Here is a 21917-nt window from a genome sequence, read left to right on the forward strand (position 1 = left end):
CGGGCTCTTGAGGGCAGTTGGTGCAGGAACCCCGTCCCTATCAAGTGCCCGCGCTTGTTCCCCATCGCCACGCTGTCACCCGGCCACCACAACCCACCGCCAAGGCTCAGAGCGTGTTTGAGAAGTGGGTCCATTATCGTTGGGCGTAACCGCCGGCATCGACGCCACCAAGATGTCTGGACGTCTCGGCTGCGGCGTTACTCATCGGGCCTGACCGACGTGCAGGTCTCGACCGCATGACCGACCTCATCGGCCGCGTATCGCACTCACCGCCGTATCTTCTCCTCGGTGACCTACTTCGCAGACCTGACGCACGCGTACTCGCTCTTCGACCACGACACCGTCAGATACGAATGGGGCACGCTGGACTACCGGCCGCGGTACGAGCGGCTCAGCGTCGGCTGGTTGGATGGCTCGCAGCCGTTCGACACGGGCCCGGTCCCGGACTGGTTCGCCGACGCGTTGCTCGACATCGTCGGCAACCCAGCCGTCAACGAGACGCGCGGCCTGCACCACTGTGAGTTCTGCCCGTCAGACACGAGTCTCATCGCCGATCCACGGTCGGACGGCCAGTCCTGGCTTGCGTTCCGCGAGATCAGGGTGCCGGCCCGGCCGGGCGTGATGTTCGCAGCGCCAGCGCTGATCTGGCATTACGTCTCCGCTCATGCCTACCGGCCGCCCGCGGAGTTCGTCGAAGCGGTGCAGCGTTACGACGCCGACTGGGCCACCGAGCCGAGCCCCTGGATCCCGCCCGACGCGGAGCGCGCGGTCTGGGACCGCACCCCCAGGAACGTCATGCTTCGGTGTGTGAGCTGCGGCCAGAAGTTCGAGTTGCACTACACGCCGGACGAGCCTGGTCGCAGGGCGGTATTGCTGGCCACCCAGCAGCTCAGGGAACAGTGCCCCGACCACGGCAAGGAATGGGAATTCTGAGACAAGATCCGATGATGCATCGGTGTGCCTGCGTGACCACCGGTGTCGATGCCGCCAACGTGGCCGGATGCTCCGGCCGTGGCGGTACCCCTCAGACCTGACCGACGAACAGTGGGCGCTGGTCGGGCCGCTACTCCCGGCGCCCAAACGCGTTGGTAGGCCGGAAAAGCATCCACGCAGATCCATTGTGGACGCTGTCCTGTACGTGGTCCGCACCGGCTGCGCCTGGCGGTACCTGCCCGGCGACTTCCCGCCATGGCAGACGGTCTACTGGTACTTCAAGCAGTGGGAAGAGGCCAAGGTCACCGAGGCGATGCTCACCACGCTGCGGGAGCGAGCGCGGATACAGCAGGGCCGCAACCCGCAGCCCAGCGCGGGCATCATCGACTCCCAAAGCGTCAAGGGCGCCGACACCGTCGGGCGCAGCAGCCGAGGCTACGACGCGGGCAAGAAGATCAACGGCCGCAAACGGTTCATCGTCACCGACACCCTCGGCCTGCTCATCAACGTGGTCGTCCTCGCCGCCAGCGTCCAGGACCGCGACGGGGCCAAGACCACCCTGCTGTCCATGTACCTGGCCGCGCCGATCCGGTTCGTCTTCGCCGACAGCGGCTTCACCGGCAAGCTCGTCGACTGGACCACCAGCACTCTGCGCACCACGCTGCACATCGTGCGCAAACCCGAAGGCCAACAAGGCTTCGCAGTCATCCCGCGCCGCTGGTGCGTCGAGCGGACCCTGGCCTGGCTCACCGCCCACCGCCGCCTCGCCCGCGACTACGAACGCGACCCCGCCACCTCCGAAGCCATGATCCGCTGGGCCGCGATCAACACCATGACCAGCCGCATCGCCCGAGGCCAGCCAGCCACCCGCCAGCAACGCTGGCGCTGGCCCGACGACAAATGGACCCACTTCTCAACACACTCTCAGACACAGGCTCCTGGCCACGGCAGCCAGGCGTCGCCGCTGGTCGTGGTAGCTGGTCACGTCCGTCAGGGTGCGGCACCGGTCAGTCGACGGCGTCGATCAACCTGACCCGCTCGTGGAGGCCGCGGCGCAGGCTGACGGCGCGTTGGAGGGACAGCGGGGGTAAGCGGAGCTTGTGGCCGCGCCAGTGGACGAGATCGAGGTGGGCGGCGGCGGCCGGGCCGAAGTCGGTCGGGGCGGGCTGGTCGGCGGCGGGACCGACTCCACCGACCCACTCCACGCGGGCGCCGAGCATCGCTCTGCCCCACCAGTCGCAGAACCAGTCGGCCGGGGCGACGGGCTCGATCAAGCCGTCCAGCAGCAGGTCGCCGACGCGGCGGGCGTCGGCGGCGGAGACGACCAGGTCGAGGTCGCCCGGGGTGAGCGGGAGGCCGCGGACGGCGAGGGCGGCGCTGCCGGTGAGCCACCAGTCGACGCCTGCGGCATCCAGGCGGCGGCAGACCTCGTCGAGTGCCGTGTCCCACGGGACCGGATCGAGGCCGGCGGACTGGCGCAGCATCAGGACGACCAGGCGGGCGAAGTTTTCCCAGGCGCGGTCCAGGTGCGGGGTGTCCGCCGGGAACCGCTTCAGCCAGTGGCCGTCCTCGCGGGTGAAGCCCGCCTTGCGCACCGCGGGGACTAGGGTGTCGGCCACCTGCGTGAGCCGGAACTCCGAATGTGAACCTGTGTCATGCCGGACCGCCACCGCTTCCATGCCGTCGATACCACCACACGGGTATGACAAAAACGCCGAGGGCGATCGTCGCGGCCGCGCAGGCCAGCAGGGTGGGGCGGGCGCCGAGCAGGGCGACGAGCGGGCCGCCGAGCATCGTGCCGAGCGGGACCGCGAGCACGAGGACGGCGCCGTTGGCGGCGAGGACCTGCGGCAGGTCGGCGGCGGGCGTGGTGCGCTGGAAGAGCGCCATCGACGTCGCCATGTACGGTGCCCAGATCGCGCCGGCGAGCGCGAAGCTGCCGATCGCCACCGGGGTCGGCACGTCGAGGCCGAGCGGCAGCATCGCGGTGCCGAAGGCGAGGACGATGCCGATCGTTGTCGGCCACAGTGACAGCCGCCGCAGGTATCCGGTGACGAGGCCGCCGAGCAGCGCCCCGGCGCCGAACGCGGTGTAGTAGCCGCCCAGGAGCGTCGCCGAGCCGTGCAGGTCGGTGGCGACGTGGACCGGCATGGCGACGTAGAACGGGCCGAACAGGAAGAAGAACGCGAACGACAGGGCGAGCAGGCCGAGCAGCGTGCGGTCGCGCCGCAGGGCCGCGAACCCGGCCCTGGACGACGAGCCGTCCGCCGCGGGAGCGCCCGGCGGCACCGCCAGGCGGTAGGTCAGCGCGAGCACCGCGAAGCTGGCCGCGTCGATCGCGATGACGGTCGCCGGGCTGGTCCAGCCGATGAGCAGCCCGGCGAGCGGCGGCCCGGCGATGGTGGCGCCGTTGGCGATCGTGGTGAGCACGGCGTTCGCCGGCAGGTGGTGTACTGGCGGCAGCAGCTCCGCGATGAGCGTGTAGTGCCCGGCGGATCCCCACGCCGCCAGCAGCGACGAGACGGCGAGCAGCGCCACGTACAGCGGCAGGTGCAGCGCGCCGAGCGCGGCGGCGAGCGCGATCGCGCCGAGGGCGGCCGCCCGCAGGATGGCGTTCCACCCGGCGAGCTGGGCGCCGCCACGGTGCCGCAGGAACCGCCCGAAGAGGACCCCGCCGGCGGCGCTCGGCAGCGAATACGCGGCCACCGCCACCGCCACCCAGGTGCCGCGGTGCTCCTGCGGGGCGAGCTGCAACGCGAGCCACGTGACGGCGACGAGGGACATGCCGTCGCCGAGCGCCGAGACGACGAGTCCGGGCAGGATCCGGCCGAGCTTCGGATGGCTGACGACGGGCCAGTACGGCGACGAACGGACTCCGATGCTCATCCGCCCACTCGACCGCGCCCGCAGCCATCGATCAAGAGTGGTTCACCGGTGGCGGAATCCGCCCACAGCCGAACCGCGGCCGACACGGCCCACAGCGGAGCCGGCGGCCGACGGCGGGCCACAGCGGAACCGGTGGTGGAGTCAGCCCGCGGCCGAGTCGGCGGAGCCGGACGCGCGCGCCGCCACGGCGGCCTGGATGCGCCGCAGGGTGCGCAGGGCCTTCTTCGCGGCGACGTCGACGCGGCCGTCGAAGACCGTGGCGGCGTGGTCGGTCGCCATGAGCCGCTCGAGGATCGGGGCCGCGAACGAGTCGCCGGTGGAGCCCAGCGCGACCGCCGCCCAGTACCGCACGTTGGGGTCGGCGCTCGTGGCGGCCTCCGCGAGGCGGGGCAGCACGGCAGGGGTGAAGCGGGCGAGGTTGCTGGCGATGTAGCCGATCCGGGGGAAGCGCCGGTGCTCCAGCTCGTGCCACAGCGCCTCGAGCGCCTCGGGCCCGCCGATGTCGGCGAGGGCGTCGGCGGCGTACTGGCGGGGATGCTCCTGCGGGTCGCGCAGCAGCGGCGCGAGCGCGGGCACCACGGACGCGTCGCCGAGCCGGCCCAGCGCGCGGACGGCCTGCTCGCGGATGTTCCAGTCCCGGTCGTCCAGCAGGTCCAGCAGGGTCGGCACCGCCTCGGTGAAGCCTCCGGCCGCGCAGCCCATGGCCGCCCAAGCCTGGCAGTTGTAGCGGGTGTCGGCGAGCGCCGCGAGCAGCGGCTCGCGCAGCGACGCGTCGACGAAGGCGTCCGCGCGGTTCAGGGCTCTGGTGTACAGCGACCGGTGATGATCCTGGTAGTCGCGCACGACGGCGCGGACCGTCTCCGCCGCGGCGGGGTCGACGGGTGCCCGGTCGAGCAGCTCGTACAGCAGCTCCTCGCGGTCTTCCAGGGTGCCGGAACGCAGATCCACCGACCACACGCTACACACGTCTCACAGCGGGGCTGCGGGGCGGACCAGCCCGGACTCGTATGCGACGACGACCGCCTGCACACGGTCGCGGAGGCCGAGCTTGGACAGGAGGCTCGAGACGTGGGTCTTGACGGTGTGCTCGGTGACGAACAGCTCCGCGGCGATCTCGGCGTTGGACAGGCCGCGGGCGACCTGGCGCAGCGTGTCCAGCTCGCGCGGGGTGAGGGCGGCGAGCGGGGCGAGCGTCGCGACGACGGGTGCCCGCTGGCGCAGGACGTCGGCGATGAGGCGGCGCGTGACGGTCGGCGCGAGCAGCGACTCCCCCGCGGCGACGGTCCGCACGGCGGCGACCAGCTCCGTGCGGTGCATGTCCTTGAGCAGGAAGCCGGAGGCGCCGGCGCGCAGCGCGTCGTAGACGTACTCGTCGAGGTCGAACGTGGTGAGCACGAGCACGCGCGTCGCCGGTGAACAGGCGCTGATCTCCCGGGTGGCGCCGATGCCGTCGAGGTTGGGCATGCGCACGTCCATGAGGACGACGTGGGGGTGGTGCGCGCGGGCGGCGGCCACGGCCTCGACGCCGTCGGCGGCCTCCGCGACGACGGTGATGTCGGGCTGGGAGGACAGGATCATGCACAGGCCGTCACGCACGAGGGCCTGATCGTCGGCGACCACGACATTGAGCACAGCCGTCAACCTACCCGCGCCGGACTCGACCGGGCAGCGCCCACGACACCCGGCGGGCAGCACGGCCACCGCAGCGCCCCGGCGGCCGATCCGGGCAGGCCATCGCCGTCTGTACCGGCAACGCCACCGAACGCGACGGCACCCGGCCGCCAGGACGGCGACACGCACACGCCGTCGCACACGGCCCGCCGGCCGGCACGCAGCGCACGCCGCTCAACCGGTCCGCCCCGGCACGCCCCGACCCGGACAGGCCACCGCCTCGAGACCCCGCGGCGCCGACGCGACCGGCAGCGGCCCCGACACTCGGCTGGCAGAACCTCCGACGGCGCACAGCAGGGCGGCCGGCCGCCCTGCCCGGCACGGTAGAGGTGGATCGCGGAGCGGTCCGGCCCACCGGCACGCAGGCCGCCGCTCGTCCACGTCATGGCGGGTGGCCCCGCAGGCCTCCACGACCCCGCGCGACGACTTCCCGGGCCGGCCCGAGACCCCTCCGTCCGGGATCGAGGCCGCCGGGGAGCGCACGCGGGTCAACCGGTCACGGCCGGCAGCAGCGCGGACACCTCGAAGCCCGGGCCGGGCTCGGCGGGCCCGGTGCGCAGGGTGCCGCCGGCCGCCGCGACCCGCTCCGCCATCCCGGACAGGCCGTGGCCGCCGGGTTTGGGGGTGCCGCCGCGGCCGTCGTCGCGGATCCGGACGCGTAAGGACGGGCCTTCCGCGGCCAGCTCCACGGCGACGTGACGCGCACCGGCGTGCTTGACGGCGTTGGTGAGGGCCTCCTGCACGACCCGGAACGCGGTCGCGCCGACCTCGGCGGGCACGGGCGGGACGGCGTCGCGGGTGAGGGTGACGTCGAGGCCGGTCCGGCGGGCGCGCTCGACCAGCGACGGAACGGCGTCGAGGCCGGGCGTCTCGGGGCGCTCGTCGCGCAGGACGCCGAGGGCGTGACGCAGCTGCACGAGCGCCTCCCGGCCGGTGCCGGCGATCGCGTCGAAGGCCGCCTCGGCGCGCACCGCGTCGGTGCGCACGACGGACGCGCCGCCCTCGGCCTGCACGACCATCAGGCCGACGGAGTGGGCGAGGACGTCGTGCATGTCGCGGGCGATCCGCGCCCGCTCGGCGGTGGCCGCGCCGGCCTGCTCCTCGGTGAGGCGCAGCGTGCGCTCCTCCAGGAACGCGATCCGGTCGCGGCGGGCCCGCATGCCGGTGCCGAGCGCATAGGCGGCGACGAACATCATCCCGACATAGGCGAAGGACGGCGGGCTCTCCTGCGGCACGACGAGGGACACGGTGACCCCGATGGCGGTGCCGGCGGCGGCGAACAGCCGCCATCCGGGCGTGGCGAGCTCGGCCCACGTGTAGGTGGCCACGAGCTGGCCATAGGGCTGGTCGAACAGGTGGTCGGTGACCGAGAGCCAGGTGGTGCCGACGCCACAGGCGAGCGCGACGAGGATCGGGGCCTGCCGGCGCCACAGCAGCGGCACGGACGCGACCAGGGCCAGCGCGACGTCCAGGGTCGTGCCCCACAGCACCGCCGGATACACGCTGGCGGCGGTGACCGCGACGGTGATCAGGATGTCCACGGCCCGGATGCGCATGGCAGCCATTGTCATCGGCGCCCGGTCCGGGCGCCTCAGTCGTAAGAATGGTTCCTCTCAAGGCGGGTGGGCGGCGGCCGAAGATCAGGTCGAAGCGCACCCGAGGAGCAACCGTGCCGGAACCGATCAGCCTCGTGAACGACAGCCACACGCCGGCGCTCGCGGAGGCATCACTGAGCCTGCTGGTGCAGGAACGCATGATCGTGGTGCTGAACGCGAAGAACGGCACGGTCGTGTCCGTGAACGACCGGGTGCTGGAGACGACCGACCTGCCGCCGGCGGACCTGGCCGGCAAGCGGCTGGAGGAGGTCTGGCACCTGCAGTCGCAGATCATGGACCAGCTCCTGGACAGCGCGCGGGCGGGGCGGTTCCTGGAGCAGGTGACGTCGATCGTCGACAGCGGCGGGCGGCAGCGGTGGCTGCGGTTCAACAGCGGGCCGGTGCGCGGCGCGGGCAGGGAGCCGGACGCGATCCTGCTCACCGCGTACGACATCACCGACGACCGGCGCGTCCTGGCGGAGCTGCGCGGGCGCTACACGGCGGTCGACCGGGCGCAGGCGGTGGTCGAGTTCGACCTCAACGGCGAGGTCATCGGCGCCAACGAGAACTTCCTGAACCTGACCGGCTACTCGCTCGGTGACGTGGTCGGCAGGCACCACCGGATGTTCGTCGACGAGGCGTTCGCCAACAGCGCCGAGTACGGCAAGTTCTGGGAGCGGCTGGTCCGCGGGGAGTCGGAGAGCGGGGAGTTCAAGCGGGTCGGGCGCGGCGGCCGGGAGGTGTGGCTGCGGGCGAGCTACAACCCGATCCTCGACCTGGAGGGCCGCCCGTACAAGATCATCAAGTACGCGATGGACGTGACCGACCAGAAGCTGCGTACGGTCGAGTTCGAGGGCAAGGTCGCCGCGGTCGACCGGGCGCAGGCGGTCATCGAGTTCGAGCTCGACGGCACGATCCGGCAGGTCAACAAGCACTTCCTCGACGCCACCGGCTACACCGCCGACGAGCTGATCGGGCAGCACCACAAGATGCTGGTCCCCGAGGACGAGGCCCGTGGCACCGGCTACCGCAACTTCTGGCAGAAGCTCGCCAAGGGCCGCTACGAGGCCGGCGAGTACCGGCGGATCGGCAAGAACGGCCGGGAGGTGTGGCTGCAGGCGTCCTACAACCCGATCCTCGACCTGGAGGGCCGCCCGTACAAGATCGTCAAGTACGCCACCGACATCACCGCATCGAAGCACCGCAACGCCGAGTACGAGGGCAAGGTCACCGCGATCGACCGGGCGCAGGCGGTCATCGAGTTCGACCTCGACGGCACGATCGTCGACGCGAACCGCAACTTCCTGCACCTCACCGGCTACACCAACGTCGACGAGGTGCGCGGCAGGCACCACCGGATGTTCGTCGACCCGGCGCAGGTCGGCGGCGACGAGTACCGGGTGTTCTGGGAGGCCCTCTCGCGCGGCGAGTTCCAGGCGGGTGAGTACAAGCGGATCGGCAAGGGCGGCAAGGAGGTGTGGCTGCAGGCGACGTACAACCCGATCTTCGACCTGGAGGGCCACCCTTACAAGATCGTCAAGTACGCCACCGACGTCACCGCGCAAAAGTCGCGCAACGCCGAGTTCGAGGGCAAGGTGGCGGCGTTGAACCGGGCCCAGGCGGTCATCGAGTTCGACCCCAAGGGCGTCGTCCTGGACGCCAACCGCAACTTCCTGGACCTGTTCGGCTACACGATCGACGACCTGCGCGGCAAGCATCACCGGCTCTTCGTCGAGCCCGCGGAGGCGGCCTCGGAGCAGTACGAGGAGTTCTGGGGACGGCTGCGGCGCGGCGAGTACGACACCGGCGAGTACAAGCGGATCGCCAAGGACGGCCGGGAGATCTGGATCCAGGCGTCCTACAACCCGATCCTCGACCTCGACGGCCAACCGTACAAGATCGTGAAGTTCGCGGCGGACGTGACGGAGTCGCGGCTGCGCAACGCCGAGTTCGAGGGCAAGGTCACCGCGATGGACCGGGCGCAGGCGGTCGCCGAGTTCGACCTCGAGGGCAACATCCTGACCGCCAACGACAACTTCCTGCGCACCATGGGCTACACGCTGCGCGAGATCGTGACGCAGCACCACAGCATGTTCTGCACCCAGGACTACATCACCTCGCCCGAGTACCGGGACTTCTGGCTGCGGCTGAGCCGCGGCGAGTTCCTCGCGGGCCGGTTCCACCGGGTCGGCAAGTACGGCCGCGACGTGTTCCTGCAGGCCACGTACAACCCGATCTTCAACCTCAAGGGCGAGCCGGTGAAGGTCGTCAAGTACGCGCAGGACATCACCGAGCAGATCACCCTGGAGCACCGGCTCACCACGAAGACCAGGGAGATGAGCGGCGCCATCGACGACCTGTCGACGTCGATCGCGCAGATCGTCGGCAACGCCGGCCACGCCAGCGAGCTGGCCGGGCAGACCCAGTCCAACGCGCAGCGCGGCTTCGAGGAGCTGCGCAAGTCGATCGACGCCATCGATCTGATGGAGCGCTCCTCCGACCAGATCGCGGCGATCGTGCAGGTCATCGGCGAGATCGCGTCGCAGACGAACCTGCTGGCGTTCAACGCCTCGATCGAGGCGGCCCGCGCCGGCGAGCACGGCGTCGGGTTCTCCGTCGTCGCCGGTGAGGTGCGCAAGCTGGCCGAGCGGTCCTCGGAGTCGGCGCGGGAGATCAGCCGGCTCATCGTGGAGTCGGCGACCCGGATCAACCAGGGCGCGCAGGTGGCGCACCGGGCCCAGGACGCGTTCGAGGAGATCCTGCGCAGCGTCGGCAAGACCTCCGAGTCGATCCACCAGATCGTCACGTCGACCCGCCACCAGCAGGAGACGTCGAGGACCGTGAACACCCTGATCGGCGACCTGATCGGCGCCGCGCCCACCGAACAATCATGACCGGAACCCTGTACGGGGTGTTCACCGTCGCCGACGTGCAGGTGGCGCTGCCGCTGTCGGAGCTGCGCGAGGTGATCCCGTGCCCCGCCGCGTTCGACCCGCTGCTCGCCGTCGCGCCCGGCCTCGTCGGCGCCGTCAACCTGCGTCACCAGGTGATCCCGGTGCTGGACCTGCGGCTGCTGCTGGGCCGCCGGGAGGCCACCGGCGCCGAGGTCGTCGTGGTCGTCACCTACGACGGGTCGGTGTTCGGCCTGCTCGCCAACGTGGTCCGCGGCGTCGTCCTCATCGAGGACGACGCGCACCTGGACATCAGCGTCAACGCCGACCTGCCGCTGTTCAGCCGCACGTTCGAGCGGCCCGACGACAGCGCCGTCGTCAGCGTCCTGGACTGCGCCGCGGTGAGGCACACCCCGGGCATGGTCCTCGCCGCCGACACCGGCGGGCCGAGCGGCGCGGTCGCCCAGGCGCAGCAGGCGGCGGCGGGGATCTCCGCCGGCGGCCGGCGCATGATGATGCTGCTGCGCTGCGGCGAGATCGGCCTGGCCGTCGACGTGTCGCACATCCACTCGGTGGTGCCGGAGCTGGTGCTCAAGTCCTCGCCGCTGGACGGCCCCACGATCCACGGCGTCGTCCAGCTCGGCGACCGGTTCGTGCCGACGGTCGACACCCTCGCCGTGCTGGGCCTCGGCGCGCTCACCCCGGTCGACGTCAAGCGCGGCGTGTCGCTGTCGTTCGAGCGGGGCCTGCTCGCGTTCGCCGTCACGGAAGTGGTCAGCATCATCGCCGTGCCGGACGCCGACGTGCTCCCGATGCCCGGGTTCGGCCTGCCCGCCGCGGGCCACGCCATCGGGATCCTGCCCGGCCAGGAGGGCGGCTCCTACCTGGTGCTCGACGGCGCGGCGCTGCGGGCGGACGAGGACCTCGGCACGATCGCCGCGCTCGGCACCCCCGTCGGTGGCGCGCCGCCCGTGACCCGCGTCGCCGAGCGCCCCGAGGCGGCCGACCCGCGCTTCGACGGCCGCGCGATCGAGACCAGCGTGCGGAAGTTCCTCACGTACGACGCCGGCGTCGAGCTCGCCACGCCGCTGACCCAGATCAGCGAGATCGTGCCGTACCCCGCCGACGTCATCCCCTTCGTCGGCGGCGGCCCGCTGCGCGGCGTCTTCACCCACCAGCGGGCGTCGGTGCCGCTGTTCTGCCTGACCGGCCTGCTCGGCGGGCACCTCGAGGTCGACGAGGCGACCGCCCGCGTGCTGCTCGTCGAGGCCGGCGACGCCCGCGCCGGCTTCATCGTGCCGCAGCTGCGCGCCATCGAGGAGTCCGCGTGGGAGGAGCGCCGGACCGGCACCGACCCCGGCGCGCCCGTCAGCCTCGCCGGCAGCCCGCTGGTGAAGATCGACGGCCGGATGCTGCCCCGCATCGATCTGGAGCAGGTCCTGCGGACTATGGTGGGCGATCATGGACGGTCTGATCCGGCTGGAGATCGACGGGCACTCGCCGACGCCTGAGGAGCTGTACTTCCCGGCGCTGGTCAACTACGGGCACCTGACCGCGCTGCAGGTCCGCTCCGGCCGTGTGCAGGGCCTCGGCCTGCACCTGAGCCGCCTCGCGTCGGCGTCGCTCGCCCTGTTCGACACCGCCCTGGAGCCGGAGCACGCCCGCTCGCTGCTGCGCCACGCCGTCCGCGACACCCCGGACGCCGCCGTGCGGGTCAACGTCTATCAACCGAGCCCGGGCGGCCCGCTGTCGGTGCTCGTCGCCGTCCGCCCGCCCGCCTACCCGTCACCCACGCCGCTGCGGCTGATGTCCGTGCCGTACCAGCGCCCGGTCGCGCACATCAAGCACCTCGGCGGCTTCGGCCAGATCTACTGGGGCAGGGCCGCGGTCGAGCACGGCTTCGACGACGCGCTGCTCACCACCCCCGAGGGCGAGATCACCGAGGCGGCGGTCCACAACATCGCGTTCTTCGACGGCACGCACGTCGTCTGGCCGGACGCCCCCGCGCTGCCGGGCATCACGATGCAGCTCCTCGAACCGCTCCTGCCCTCCCGCCGCGCCACCGTCACCCTCGAGGACCTGCCGCTCTACACCGCCGCGTTCGTCACCAACTCCATCGGCGTCGCCGCCGTCTCAGCCGTCGACGAGCACGTCTTCGCCGTCGACGAGGCCCTCATGGCCGGCGTACGGCAGACGCTGCAGGACGTCCCCTGGGACGAGCTCTGACGCCGCCTCACTCCTGAGAGGGAGGGCGAAGACCGCTCCCCACGGCGAGGTGCCGGCACGGTCACCGCGACCAATATCGTCGGCATGTTCCGGATGTTGACAGCGCTGGCGTTGCGCCGGCCCGTGATGGTCATCGTGTTCTGGGTGGCGGTCGTCGCCGTGGGGTTCGGCGTCGGCGGCGGGGTGTTCATGAAGCTGACCGCGCAGGTCGCGACCGTGCCCGGGTCGGAGACCGAGCGGGCCCTGAAGCTGCGGGACGAGGCCGCCGGGCCGCAGCCGGCGCAGCTGACGGTGGTGGCGACCGGTGGGGTGGACCTGACGGCGGCGCTCGCCGACGTGCAGGGGTTCGACGGGGTCAGCCAGGTCGGTGCGCCGCTGCCGGCCACCGACGGTCAGGCGACGCTGCTGCAGGTGACGGTCAAGGACGCCGTCGTGGCGCAGAAGGTCGCGGACCGGCTGCGGTCGGCGGACGTGACCGTCACCGGCGGGATGCTCACCGACGCGGAGTTCGGCGGGCAGGCCCAGTCCGACGTGCAGCGGGCCGAGCTCTACACGATGCCGGTCGTGCTGGTGCTGCTCGTGGTGGTGTTCGGCGGGCTGCTCGCCGGGGCGATGCCGCTGCTGGTCGCGCTCGCCGGGATCGGCGGCACGTTCGGGCTGCTCTACGCGCTCAGCTTCGGCACCGACATCTCCGTCTACGCGATCCAGGTCGCCACGATGCTCAGCGTCGGTCTCGCCGTCGACTACGGGCTGCTGCTGATCAGCCGCTTCCGGACCGAGCGCGCGAACACCGGCGACGTCAAGGAGGCGCTCGCCGCGGCCGTGGACAAGGCGGGCCGCACGATCGCGGTCACCGGCCTGACGGTCGCCGCCAGCCTGCTGGGGCTCGCCGTGTTCCCCGACGCGTTCCTGCGGTCGATGGGTCTCGCCGGTACGGGCGTCGTGCTGGTCAACATGGTCGCGGTGCTCACGCTGCTGCCGGCGGTGCTGGCGCTCGTCGGCCGGCGGGTCAAGCCCGCGAAGCCCCGAGCGGGCGACGGCGTCTTCGGCAGGATCGCGGTCGCCGTGCAGCGCCGGCCGCTGCTGACCACCGTGGTGACCGCGGCCGGGCTGCTCGCCCTGGCCGTCCCGGCCCTGGACATGCGCCTGGGCAACAGCGACGCGCGGGCGCTGCCGGCCTCGACGCAGACCCGGCAGCAGCACGACCAGTTGGCCGCGCACTTCCCCGAGCTCGTCGGGCCGGGCGACATCGTCGCCGTGGTCCGCGCCTCCGCCACCGACCCGTCGACGCTGCAGTTCGCCGAGCGCGTCCGGGCGGTCCCGGGCGTGACGAAGGTCGAGGTCGAACCCCTGTCGGCGACGGTCGCTCTGGTACGGGCCGCGCCCGCCCACCGCCCCGAGACCCCGGAGGGCCGGGCGACGGTGAACGCGGTGCGGGACGTGCCGGCGCCGTTCGAGGTGCTCGTGACCGGCGCCGCGGCCCAGCTCGTCGACTACCGGGGGATGCTGGCCGACTACGGCCCGATCGCCGCGCTGGTGGTGGTCGCGGCGACGATCGCGCTGCTGGCCGCGTTCACCCGGTCGGTCCTGCTGCCGGTGAAGGCGGTCGTCACCAGCGTCCTGAGCATCGGCGCGGCGCTGGGCGTGGTGACGCTGGTGTTCCAGGAGCGCGGCGACCTCGGCATGATCGACCTGACCGTGCCGGTCCTGGTGGCGGCGATCGCGTTCGGCCTGTCGGTCGACTACGAGGTGTTCCTGCTCGCCCGCATCCGCGAGCACCGGCTCACCGGCGCGGACTCCCGCCGGTCGGTGGCGGTCGGGCTGCAGGAGACCGGCCGGATCGTCACGTCGGCGGCGCTGCTGCTCGTGGTGGTGTTCGCCGGGTTCCTGGTCGGCGGGTTCGCCCCGATCCGGGAGATCGGCCTGGGCCTGGTCGTGGCGATCGTGCTGGACGCGACCGTGGTCCGGATGCTGCTGGTCCCGGCGACGATGACCCTGCTCGGGAAGGCCGCCTGGTGGCCCGGCCGGGTCCCGCCCGCGGTCACCGCCGTCCAGGAGGACGTCCGTACACCGGCGGCGGCAGCGACAAGGTAGGCCTGACCCGACTTGAATGGGCCCGCCCGGCGCTCCCATGCCGGACGGGCCCTGTCTGCGCGGTCATGAGGAACCTGCCCGGGCCGGTGGCGGCCGACCCGGGCAAGCCTGCTGAGAGCGCTCTCACAGTGTTGTACGTCGATGGAGCGGAAATGTCAAACGGTGTTAACAGAAATCGGTCACGGGAAGCTGACCAGGTACACGGGGACCGTGTTCTGCCCCTGCGCCGGGCCGCCGGTGGTGTTGATGACGTGGGCGATCGTGCCCTTGCCGCCGAGTGAGACCGTGAGCAGGTCGTGGAACTTCACGCCGGCGGTGACCGGGGTCTCGAAGCCGTGCTCGGCGACGATCGTGGAGTCCACGTTGAAGTTGCAGTAGCTGCCCATCCCCCACGCCTCGTGGGTCGTCACACTGTTCGCCACCTTGTACGCGGCGTAGCCGCGCGCCCCGGTCCGCCAGGCGGACTGGCTCGGCGGGTCGTACGGCATCTCGTTCTGGAAGAAGATCGTCCGGCCGCCCTGGCCGTTCCAGACCACCTCGTCCTTCTGGTAGTGCTCGACGAACAGGCCGTAGGCGGAGACGTCGTCGCCGTTGACGATCAGCCCGGTGTCGGCGGTGTTGACGGTCCAGCCCACACCGGCGCCGTGGTCGGCGCGCCAGGCCCAGATGTGGTCGATGATCGTGTTGTCGGAGTTGACCACCAGGCTGTTGGTCGCCTTGCCGGGGCCGGCGCCGCCGATGCGGAAGAACACGTCCTGCACGGTGGTCGGGTTGGTGGCGTGGCTCGCGCCCGAGCCGGCCGGACCGATCGTGAGCAGCGTGTCGGAGTTGGCCGTGCCGGCGTCGAAGAGCACCCCGGCGATCTTCACCCCGTCGACGTCGGCGACGGTCATCGCGTTGACCCCGTTGTCCGGGATGAGTGTCGGGTACCCCTCACCCAGGATGACCGTGTTGGGGTTGGTCACGTTGAGCGTCTGGTTCAGGTGGTAGATGCCCGGGGTGAAGAACAGGTGCCGGCCACAGGCGAGGGCCGCGTTGATCGACGTGGCGGTCGCGCCGGGCTGCACGACGTAGAAGCTGCTCAGCGGGATCGACGTGCCCGGCGTCGAGCCGCCCGACCAGGTGGTGCCGGCCGCGTTGGTGCGCAGGTTCGGCACGAACACGTTGTAGGCGCCGCCCGACTGGTACAGGTAGGGCTTCTCCCGGATCACCGGGGTGGTGGGCAGGACGGTGTAGGGCGGGCTCGGGAAGCTGTTCGCCGGGGCGCCCTGCACGCCGGAGAACACCATGTTCCACACGCCGTTGACCCAGCCGCCGATCGAGCTGTCGCGGGTGTACCACTGCTGCTGCGAATACGGCCCGACGCTGCCGTCGATCTTGCTGTCGGCGATGTAGCCGCCGCTGGCCCAGCCGTAGCCGTTGGGGGCCAGGTTGAGCTTGCCGCGGATGTGCACCCGCCGCATCGGCGCGGCCTGCGCCACCGCCCACCGGTCACCGTTGTTGGCGTTGCTCGGCACGATCGACAGGTTCTCGATCGAGCGCCAGAAGTTCTGCGTCGCGTTGCCGCCGAACCAGCCCGCGTCCACCGTCACGTCGCCGTTGATGACGACGTCGTCCGGGTCGCGACCCAGGCCGATCACGGAGGTGTAGAAGCCCGTGTTGACGTTGATGCCACTGTACGTGCCGGGCTGGAACGCCAGCACGTAGCGCTGCGCACCGAACTGGTTGGACTCCTGCGCCGTGAAGACCTCGTCGACGCGGGCCTGGATGGTGCTCGCCGGCATCGACGGGTCGAACACGATGAAGTTCGGCGGCAGGGTCGGGTTCGCCGGCGGCGGCGTCGGGCAGACCGGCGGGTCGACCGGCGTGCCGCTGTAGACCGCGAGCTCCTTGATGGAGTAGCCGTAGTTGTTGGCCCGCTGCGTGCCGTACACGCGCAGGTAGCGGCCACTGCCACTGACGGTGAGCGTCTGCGTGCCGCCTGTGCTGGTGGTGGTCGAGTAGATCGAGGTCCAGCTGCCGGCCGCGCCGGTCGGCGACACCTCGACGCTGAACGCCCTGGCGTAGGACGTCTGCCAGGTGATGACGACCTGGCAGACGTCGGTGACCGCGCCGAGGTCGACCTGCAACCACTGCGGGTCACTGAAGGCGCTGGACCACCGGGTCGCGGTGTTGCCGTCGACGGCCTTGTTGGGGGTCAGGTTGCCGTTCTCGTTGGACGAGGAGGTGGCGGGCTTGTTGAGCGCGACGTTGGTCGTGCCGCAGGCGGCGTGCGCCGCGCCCGCGGTGGCACCGATGACGGCGACCGTGCCGCCGAGCATGAGCACCGCACTGAGCAGGGCTTTCGCCGCCCTGCTGGGGGCATGGGGCATTGATGCATCTCCCTCGGTTGGCGGGGTGGGGACATGTGCCTCGGACGGTAGTGACGCCCCGACGGCGACGGCAATCGTTTGCCATCCACTTGCCAAAATCGATCTTCGCCGGTCACGTTGAGTCAGAAACCTGACGAACCGGCACCGAGATGGGGACCCGGGTGTCACTCGGCGCGGCGGATGCCTACGCTCACCTGCGAATGCTTCTCCGGGGAGGAAGACAGATGGCCGTTCACGTCGACCTGCAGGCAACGCCCGAGGTGCTCCGCCAACGCCTGTATGACGGTCACCTTCTGGTCATGACGAAGCTGCCGTCCGTGGCGAAGTTCGTCGACCACGCCCGGCAGCAGCTGACCGAGCTCTTCGCGCCGCACGACCCGGAGCACGCCCACGAGCACTTCGAGCCGGCCGCGATGGCCACCCTGCTCGGGCCGTGGAAGCCGCGGTTCATCCACGACGAGCGGTCCAAGAAGCTGGTCCGCAACATCATCGAGGAGGCCGGCTTCACCGCCGAGGAGACCCACTTCGACGTGCCGAAGCCCCGCACGTCGTTCCCTGTCGGCCACCTGACCACCGGCGTCGCGTTCGCCTTCCCGTGGCACCGCGACGTCTGGTACTCCGCGCCCAACCAGCAGCTCAACTGGTGGCTGCCGATCTTCCCGGCCCGCGACACCAACGCGATGTCCTTCGACCTCGACCGCTTCAACGCGCCGGTCGCCAACAACTCCGGCGACTTCGACTACTACGCCAACAACGTCGGCCGGCTCACCACCGCCGCGTCGGTCAAGCGGGAGGCCCAGGTCCGCCCCGGCGCCACCGACCACAACCCGCCCAACGAGCTGGTCGTGCTGCCCGCGCCCGGCCAGGTGCTGCTGTTCTCCGGCGCCCACCTGCACCGGTCGACCCCGAACACGTCGGGCCTCGCCCGCTACAGCGTCGACTTCCGCACCGTGCACGTCCCCGACGTCGTCGCCCGCCGCGGCGCGCCGCTCGCCGACACGTACTGCACCGGCACCGCGATCCGCGACTTCGTCAACGTCGCCGACGAGACCCGCTTCGACGAGGCCACCGTCCGCTCCATCTACGGCGAGCCCCCGGCGGACGCGATGCTCGTCTTCGAGGCCCCGAAGGCCTGACGCGCGACCCACCCCCGTTGTGGCAGGGTGGTGCGGGTGACCGACACCCGGGCCGCCCTCGCCACCGTGCTCCGCCACGCCGCCGCCGAGTTCGCGGAGCTCACGAACGGCCCGCTGGACGCCGATCCCGTAGAGGCCGGCGCCCTGGCGGCGGCCCTGGACGCGCTGGCCGGGTCCGGCGACACCTCGCTGGTGCCGGAGCTGCACGCGCACCTCGCCCGGTTCCTCGACGAGGGCAACCCCGCCGGCCGGGACCTGATCGCCTCGGTGCTCGCGGCGATCGCCGGCCCGGACGCGCTGCCGGCGCTGCTGGAGGCCGCGACCCACGACCTCTGCGACAGCCAGGTGGACCTGGACAACACCATCGCCGAGCTGCTGCGGGCCGACCCCTCGCGCGGGCGCCGGCTGGTGACCGAGTACGCCACCGACGGCACCGTCGAGCGGCGGCGGGTCGGGCTGCACGCCTTCGGGCACCTGCCGGGCCCGAAGGACATCGACCTGCTCGCCGCGGCCCTCCACGAAACGGACCGGTCGGTCCGGTTGAGCGCCGCCGGGCAGCTCGACCTCGCGGTGCGGCACGACGCGGCGTACGCGGCACTGGTCGAGGCGCTGCGCAGCCCGTTCGAGGAGACCCGGGCGGCGGCGGTCGAGTCGCTGCGACGGTCCGGGCGGCCCGGCGCCGTCACCGACCTCACCCCGGCCGCCGACGACCCGTCGCCGCAGGTGCGGGCGGCGGTGGCGAACGCGCTCGGCCGGCTCGGCGGAGCCGCCGCGGTGACCCTGCTGCGCCGCCTCGCCGACGACACCGAACGCTCCGTCCGCGAACACGCCCGCGCCGCGCTCGCCCGCCTCGACGACCTCGACCCACTCCTGGCGCTCGCCGCCGATCCCTCGCCCGGCAACCGGCTCTCCGCCGCCAAGGCCCTCGGCGCGGCCGTCGACGCCGACCCCCTGGCGGCGCGGCGACTCGCGGAGCTGCTGCGCGACGACGTGGCGACGGTGCGGGCGGAGGCCGTGAGCGCGCTGTTCGCGACCCGGGACCGGGGCCGGTGGGCGCCGCTGGTGCTCGGCCTCGCCGACGACCCCGACCCCGTCGTGCGGCAGCGGGTCGCCGTCATCCTCAGCCACCTGGACCGGGTCGCGGCGGGGCCGGTGCTCCGGCGGTACATGAGCGACAACGACCCCACGGTGCGCTGGGTCGCCTCGACGCGGCTGGCACAATGACGCGGATGCTGACAGTTGGTGCGATCGTCCTCGGCGTCGACGACGTGGCGCGGGCCACCCGCTTCTGGCAGGAGGCGGTGGGGTACCGTCGGCACGAGACCGGGTTCGGTGGTGCCGCGACGATCCTGGTGCCACCGGACGGCGTCGGCACGCCGATCGCGCTGCAGCGCAACGTCACTCCCCCGCAGGCCCACCCGCGGATCCACCTGGACCTGCACGTCGCCGACGCCGCGCAGCAGTCGGCCGAGGCGGCGCGGCTGGAGTCGCTCGGCGCGTCCCGTGTGGACTGGGACAGCTTTCCGGCCGACCCCGACTTCGTGGTGCTCGCCGACCCTGACGGGAACCGGTTCTGCATCGTGAATCTGGGTCACGTTCCTTCGACGTAGTCCACAGTGGACGCTGCCGCGGATCTGACTGTTGCCGGCAACAGGGTTGTGATGTTTCGGTGGGACAATGACGGGGTACCGGGCGAGTTCGCGCGGGGAGAAGGGGGAGCCGATGCGATTGGCCGTGCTTGACGTGGGCTCCAACACCGCGCACCTGCACGTGGTTGACGCCCACCCGGGAGGCCCGCCGCAGTCGGTGTTCCGGCTCAAGGCGCCGACGCTGCTCGCCGACTCCGTCGACGCGGACGGTGCGCTGTCCGACGAGGCCGTGGACCGGCTGGTGTCCGCCATCACCGAGACCGTCGACGCGTCCCGCCGGCACGCCGTCACCGACCTGATCCCCCTCGCCACGGCGACGATCCGCGACGCCACCAACGTCGAGGAGATCCGCGACCGGGTCCGCGAGGTCACCGGCATCGAGCTGCGCTCGCTCAGCGGCGAGGACGAGGCCCGCGTGACGTTCCTCGCCGTCCGGCGCTGGCTCGGCGACTCCTCCGGCGCGCCCGGCGCACCCGCCGCCCCGCTGCTCCTGCTCGACATCGGCGGCGCGACGACCGAGATCGCGGCCGGATCCGGCGAGCAGCCCGGGTTCGCGGTGTCGCTGCCCCTCGGCGCGGCCCGCATCACCCGCACCATGCTCCCCTGCCATCCCGCCCGCCGCCGCGACGTCGAGGCCGTCCACCGGCACGTGCTGCGCTCCGTCCGGCCGTATGCGTCGGCCGTGCCCGCCGGCGCGCTGCAGGTCGCGACGTCGAAGACGTTCAAGCAGCTCGCCAGGGTCGCGGGCGCCGAGGGCCGGCTCACGCTGCGCGGCCTGCACGACTGGATCCCCCGGCTCACCGCGATGCGCCCCGAGGAGCGCGCCGCCCTGCCCGGCGTCGCCGCGAGCCGCTCCCGCCAGCTCCTCGCCGGCGCGGTCATCGCCGCCGCCACGATGGAAGCCCTCGACATCGACCACGTCGACGTCTGCCCCTGGGCCCTGCGCGAAGGCCTCCTGCTCCGCCGCATCACGGAGCTGTCCCGCTCCTGACCGGCCGGGCTTCCCGGTGTCAGGCGCCTGCGCCGGTTTGGGTCGCTGGTCGGACGGCCAGCCGCGGTCAGAAGCCCCGGCCGGACGCCCGAGGCGATCAGAAGCCGCCGCGGTCAAGGGGCCGAGGCCGGCCAGCGGCGGACCCGATCAGACTCCCGCGACCACAGCCTCCCGAGACCGGAGCGCCCAGCGAGCAGAGGCCGAGGCGGTCAGAGCACCCGGGATCAGAGGCATCGCAGTCAGAGGCACAGGTGGTCAGGTCGGAGCAGCGGGTCCGGGGCGACAGACCCGCGGGCGGTGAGATCGAGGCACCGCTGTCCCGTGTCTGGCCTGGTTCCTTCGGGCGCCTCCCGGTGGGATCGGGTTGGCGGTGGGGTCATGTAAGGCGGACGATCCGGCCGGAGCGGGGGGCGGCGCGGCCGGCGAGCACGTCGAGCCAGGCTGTGCGCAGCGCCTCCGGGCCCTCGCCGGTCTCGACGTCGACCCAGCCGGCGGCGGCCGCGGCGAAACGGCGCCACGCCTCGGCGAAGCGGCGGTCGAGGCCCTCGCGGCCCCAGTCGGCGGTCCGCTTGCGCATCTGGTCGGGGGCGAAGAAGACCTGGCCGGCGGCGTCGGCGTTCGGGATCTGGGCGGTGAGCCCGACCGCCACGTCGCGGACGAGCCGGTCGCCGAAGTGGGCGCGGACCGCCGCCCGGGTGGCGGGCGATCCGGACAGGTCCAGGTAGACGGCGGGCACCGCGTCGAGCGTGGCGACGTCGTCGTAGGACACGACCTGGTCGTAGCAGCCGAGCGACCCGGTGAAGGCGACATTGCCCGGCGAGGTCAGCCCGATCACGCGAGCGCCGCGGCCCCGCAGTTCGAACGCGGCGGCGTAGGCGGTCTTGCTCGACGCCGAGGACAGCAGGACGGCGGCCGCTCCGTGGCAGTCGTTGTCCAGCAGCTGGTCGGCGAGCATGAACGAGGTGAAGAACAGCGGCCGGAACAGCACCAGCAGGTCCTCCTGGTCGGCGCGGTACACCGGGTCGCCCGTGGTCAGGCGGTACGCGTTGTACGGCGACGGCAGCGCGGCCCGGTGCCCGGCACCGTCGCGGAACCCGGTCCCGTCGATCCGCACCGGCCGCACGACGAGGTGACTGGCGGGTGGCAGGTAGCCGTACACGCGCTGGCCGGGCTCGACACCCGGAACCGTCGACGCCGCCACCTCCGCGAAGCCCCACAGCGGCACCAGTCCCAGGCCGGGGTCGCGATGCGGGAAGAACTCCCAGTAGCGCATCGACTCGCCGAGCACGGCGTAGGTGACGTTGTTGGCCGTCATGCCGACCCGGTCGACCCGCAGCAGCGCCTCACCGCCGGCCAGGTCCGGCACCGGCCCTTCGGCGAGCACGGTCCGGGCGAGGTCGTCACGGGCGACGGCGAGGGTCCAGGCGGTCATGGCCGCGACGGTACGAACCGCGGCGCCGGCGGGCAACGGGG

16 protein-coding genes and 1 pseudogene are annotated in these 21917 nt (G+C 72.1%); 10 read left to right on the forward strand and 7 right to left on the reverse strand.

Annotated features, from left to right (window positions below; genetic code table 11):
- The first annotated feature begins 288 nt into the window (after positions 1-288).
- Both ABD332_RS29795 and ABD332_RS29800 read left to right on the forward strand, forming a co-directional pair.
- Positions 289-933 (forward strand): DUF7919 family protein, encoded by a 645-nt coding sequence (locus ABD332_RS29795; RefSeq protein ID WP_344505632.1) that lies wholly within the window; start codon positions 289-291, stop codon positions 931-933.
- 67 nt (positions 934-1000) lie between these two features.
- Positions 1001-1786: pseudogene (locus tag ABD332_RS29800) on the forward strand (IS5 family transposase); the annotation flags it as partial.
- Positions 1787-1940: 154 nt separating this feature from the next.
- Here the strand turns inward: ABD332_RS29800 and ABD332_RS29805 are convergent.
- The 5 genes from ABD332_RS29805 to ABD332_RS29825 form a co-directional block, all read right to left on the reverse strand.
- Positions 1941-2552, reverse strand: coding sequence for a hypothetical protein (locus ABD332_RS29805; RefSeq protein ID WP_344505633.1), 612 nt, complete (start codon positions 2550-2552; stop codon positions 1941-1943).
- 34 nt (positions 2553-2586) lie between these two features.
- Positions 2587-3819, reverse strand: coding sequence for an MFS transporter (locus ABD332_RS29810; RefSeq protein WP_344505634.1), 1233 nt, complete (start codon positions 3817-3819; stop codon positions 2587-2589).
- Positions 3820-3960: 141 nt separating this feature from the next.
- Positions 3961-4767: a HEAT repeat domain-containing protein gene (locus ABD332_RS29815; RefSeq protein WP_344505635.1), complete on the reverse strand. Its 807-nt coding sequence runs from the start codon at positions 4765-4767 to the stop codon at positions 3961-3963.
- A 21-nt stretch (positions 4768-4788) separates the two neighbouring features.
- Complete coding sequence (locus ABD332_RS29820) at positions 4789-5451, reverse strand: response regulator (protein ID WP_344505636.1); 663 nt, start codon at positions 5449-5451, stop codon at positions 4789-4791.
- A 527-nt stretch (positions 5452-5978) separates the two neighbouring features.
- Positions 5979-7046, reverse strand: a complete 1068-nt coding sequence (locus tag ABD332_RS29825; protein WP_344505637.1) for a sensor histidine kinase — start codon at positions 7044-7046, stop codon at positions 5979-5981.
- Between the two features lie 113 nt (positions 7047-7159).
- On the opposite strand from ABD332_RS29825, the gene ABD332_RS29830 reads away from it, so the two are divergent.
- The 4 genes from ABD332_RS29830 to ABD332_RS29845 all read left to right on the forward strand — a co-directional run bounded on the left by ABD332_RS29830 (position 7160) and on the right by ABD332_RS29845 (position 14296).
- On the forward strand, positions 7160-9979 hold the full coding sequence (locus ABD332_RS29830) for a methyl-accepting chemotaxis protein (protein WP_344505638.1): 2820 nt from the start codon (positions 7160-7162) through the stop codon (positions 9977-9979).
- The gene (locus tag ABD332_RS29835; protein ID WP_344505639.1) at positions 9976-11487 is read left to right on the forward strand and encodes a chemotaxis protein CheW; all 1512 of its coding nucleotides are present in this window, start codon (positions 9976-9978) and stop codon (positions 11485-11487) included. Before ABD332_RS29830 ends, ABD332_RS29835 begins: the two co-directional genes overlap by 4 nt.
- Positions 11438-12202 (forward strand): aminotransferase class IV, encoded by a 765-nt coding sequence (locus ABD332_RS29840; RefSeq protein WP_344505640.1) that lies wholly within the window; start codon positions 11438-11440, stop codon positions 12200-12202. Before ABD332_RS29835 ends, ABD332_RS29840 begins: the two co-directional genes overlap by 50 nt.
- 84 nt (positions 12203-12286) lie before the next feature.
- Entirely contained in the window at positions 12287-14296 is a 2010-nt protein-coding gene (locus tag ABD332_RS29845) for an MMPL family transporter (RefSeq protein ID WP_344505641.1), read from the forward strand.
- A gap of 179 nt (positions 14297-14475) precedes the next feature.
- On the opposite strand, the gene ABD332_RS29850 is transcribed toward ABD332_RS29845, so the two are convergent.
- Positions 14476-16668: a discoidin domain-containing protein gene (locus tag ABD332_RS29850; RefSeq protein ID WP_344505642.1), complete on the reverse strand. Its 2193-nt coding sequence runs from the start codon at positions 16666-16668 to the stop codon at positions 14476-14478.
- A gap of 224 nt (positions 16669-16892) precedes the next feature.
- On the opposite strand from ABD332_RS29850, the gene ABD332_RS29855 reads away from it, so the two are divergent.
- The 4 genes from ABD332_RS29855 to ABD332_RS29870 all read left to right on the forward strand — a co-directional run bounded on the left by ABD332_RS29855 (position 16893) and on the right by ABD332_RS29870 (position 20444).
- Positions 16893-17804: a phytanoyl-CoA dioxygenase family protein gene (locus tag ABD332_RS29855; protein ID WP_344505643.1), complete on the forward strand. Its 912-nt coding sequence runs from the start codon at positions 16893-16895 to the stop codon at positions 17802-17804.
- Between the two features lie 36 nt (positions 17805-17840).
- Entirely contained in the window at positions 17841-19028 is a 1188-nt protein-coding gene (locus tag ABD332_RS29860; protein WP_344505644.1) for a HEAT repeat domain-containing protein, read from the forward strand.
- Between the two features lie 5 nt (positions 19029-19033).
- Entirely contained in the window at positions 19034-19414 is a 381-nt protein-coding gene (locus tag ABD332_RS29865; RefSeq protein WP_344505645.1) for a VOC family protein, read from the forward strand.
- A 112-nt stretch (positions 19415-19526) separates the two neighbouring features.
- Complete coding sequence (locus ABD332_RS29870; protein ID WP_344505646.1) at positions 19527-20444, forward strand: Ppx/GppA phosphatase family protein; 918 nt, start codon at positions 19527-19529, stop codon at positions 20442-20444.
- Positions 20445-20820: 376 nt separating this feature from the next.
- Here the strand turns inward: ABD332_RS29870 and ABD332_RS29875 are convergent, their stop codons facing one another.
- Complete coding sequence (locus ABD332_RS29875; protein WP_344505647.1) at positions 20821-21876, reverse strand: DUF2855 family protein; 1056 nt, start codon at positions 21874-21876, stop codon at positions 20821-20823.
- Positions 21877-21917: the final 41 nt, after the last annotated feature.

This window comes from Dactylosporangium maewongense, from assembly GCF_039531485.1.
In the GTDB taxonomy this organism is placed as follows: domain Bacteria; phylum Actinomycetota; class Actinomycetes; order Mycobacteriales; family Micromonosporaceae; genus Dactylosporangium; species Dactylosporangium maewongense.

Coding starts and splice junctions, on each gene's coding strand:
- ABD332_RS29835 (WP_344505639.1), top strand. CDS start 9,976: ATGACCGGAACCCTGTACGGGGTGTTCACCGTCGCCGACGTGCAGGTG.
- ABD332_RS29850 (WP_344505642.1), bottom strand. CDS start 16,668: ATGCCCCATGCCCCCAGCAGGGCGGCGAAAGCCCTGCTCAGTGCGGTG.
- ABD332_RS29810 (WP_344505634.1), bottom strand. CDS start 3,819: ATGAGCATCGGAGTCCGTTCGTCGCCGTACTGGCCCGTCGTCAGCCAT.
- ABD332_RS29855 (WP_344505643.1), top strand. CDS start 16,893: ATGGCCGTTCACGTCGACCTGCAGGCAACGCCCGAGGTGCTCCGCCAA.
- ABD332_RS29865 (WP_344505645.1), top strand. CDS start 19,034: ATGCTGACAGTTGGTGCGATCGTCCTCGGCGTCGACGACGTGGCGCGG.
- ABD332_RS29845 (WP_344505641.1), top strand. CDS start 12,287: ATGTTCCGGATGTTGACAGCGCTGGCGTTGCGCCGGCCCGTGATGGTC.
- ABD332_RS29825 (WP_344505637.1), bottom strand. CDS start 7,046: ATGCGCATCCGGGCCGTGGACATCCTGATCACCGTCGCGGTCACCGCC.
- ABD332_RS29840 (WP_344505640.1), top strand. CDS start 11,438: ATGGACGGTCTGATCCGGCTGGAGATCGACGGGCACTCGCCGACGCCT.
- ABD332_RS29875 (WP_344505647.1), bottom strand. CDS start 21,876: ATGACCGCCTGGACCCTCGCCGTCGCCCGTGACGACCTCGCCCGGACC.
- ABD332_RS29870 (WP_344505646.1), top strand. CDS start 19,527: ATGCGATTGGCCGTGCTTGACGTGGGCTCCAACACCGCGCACCTGCAC.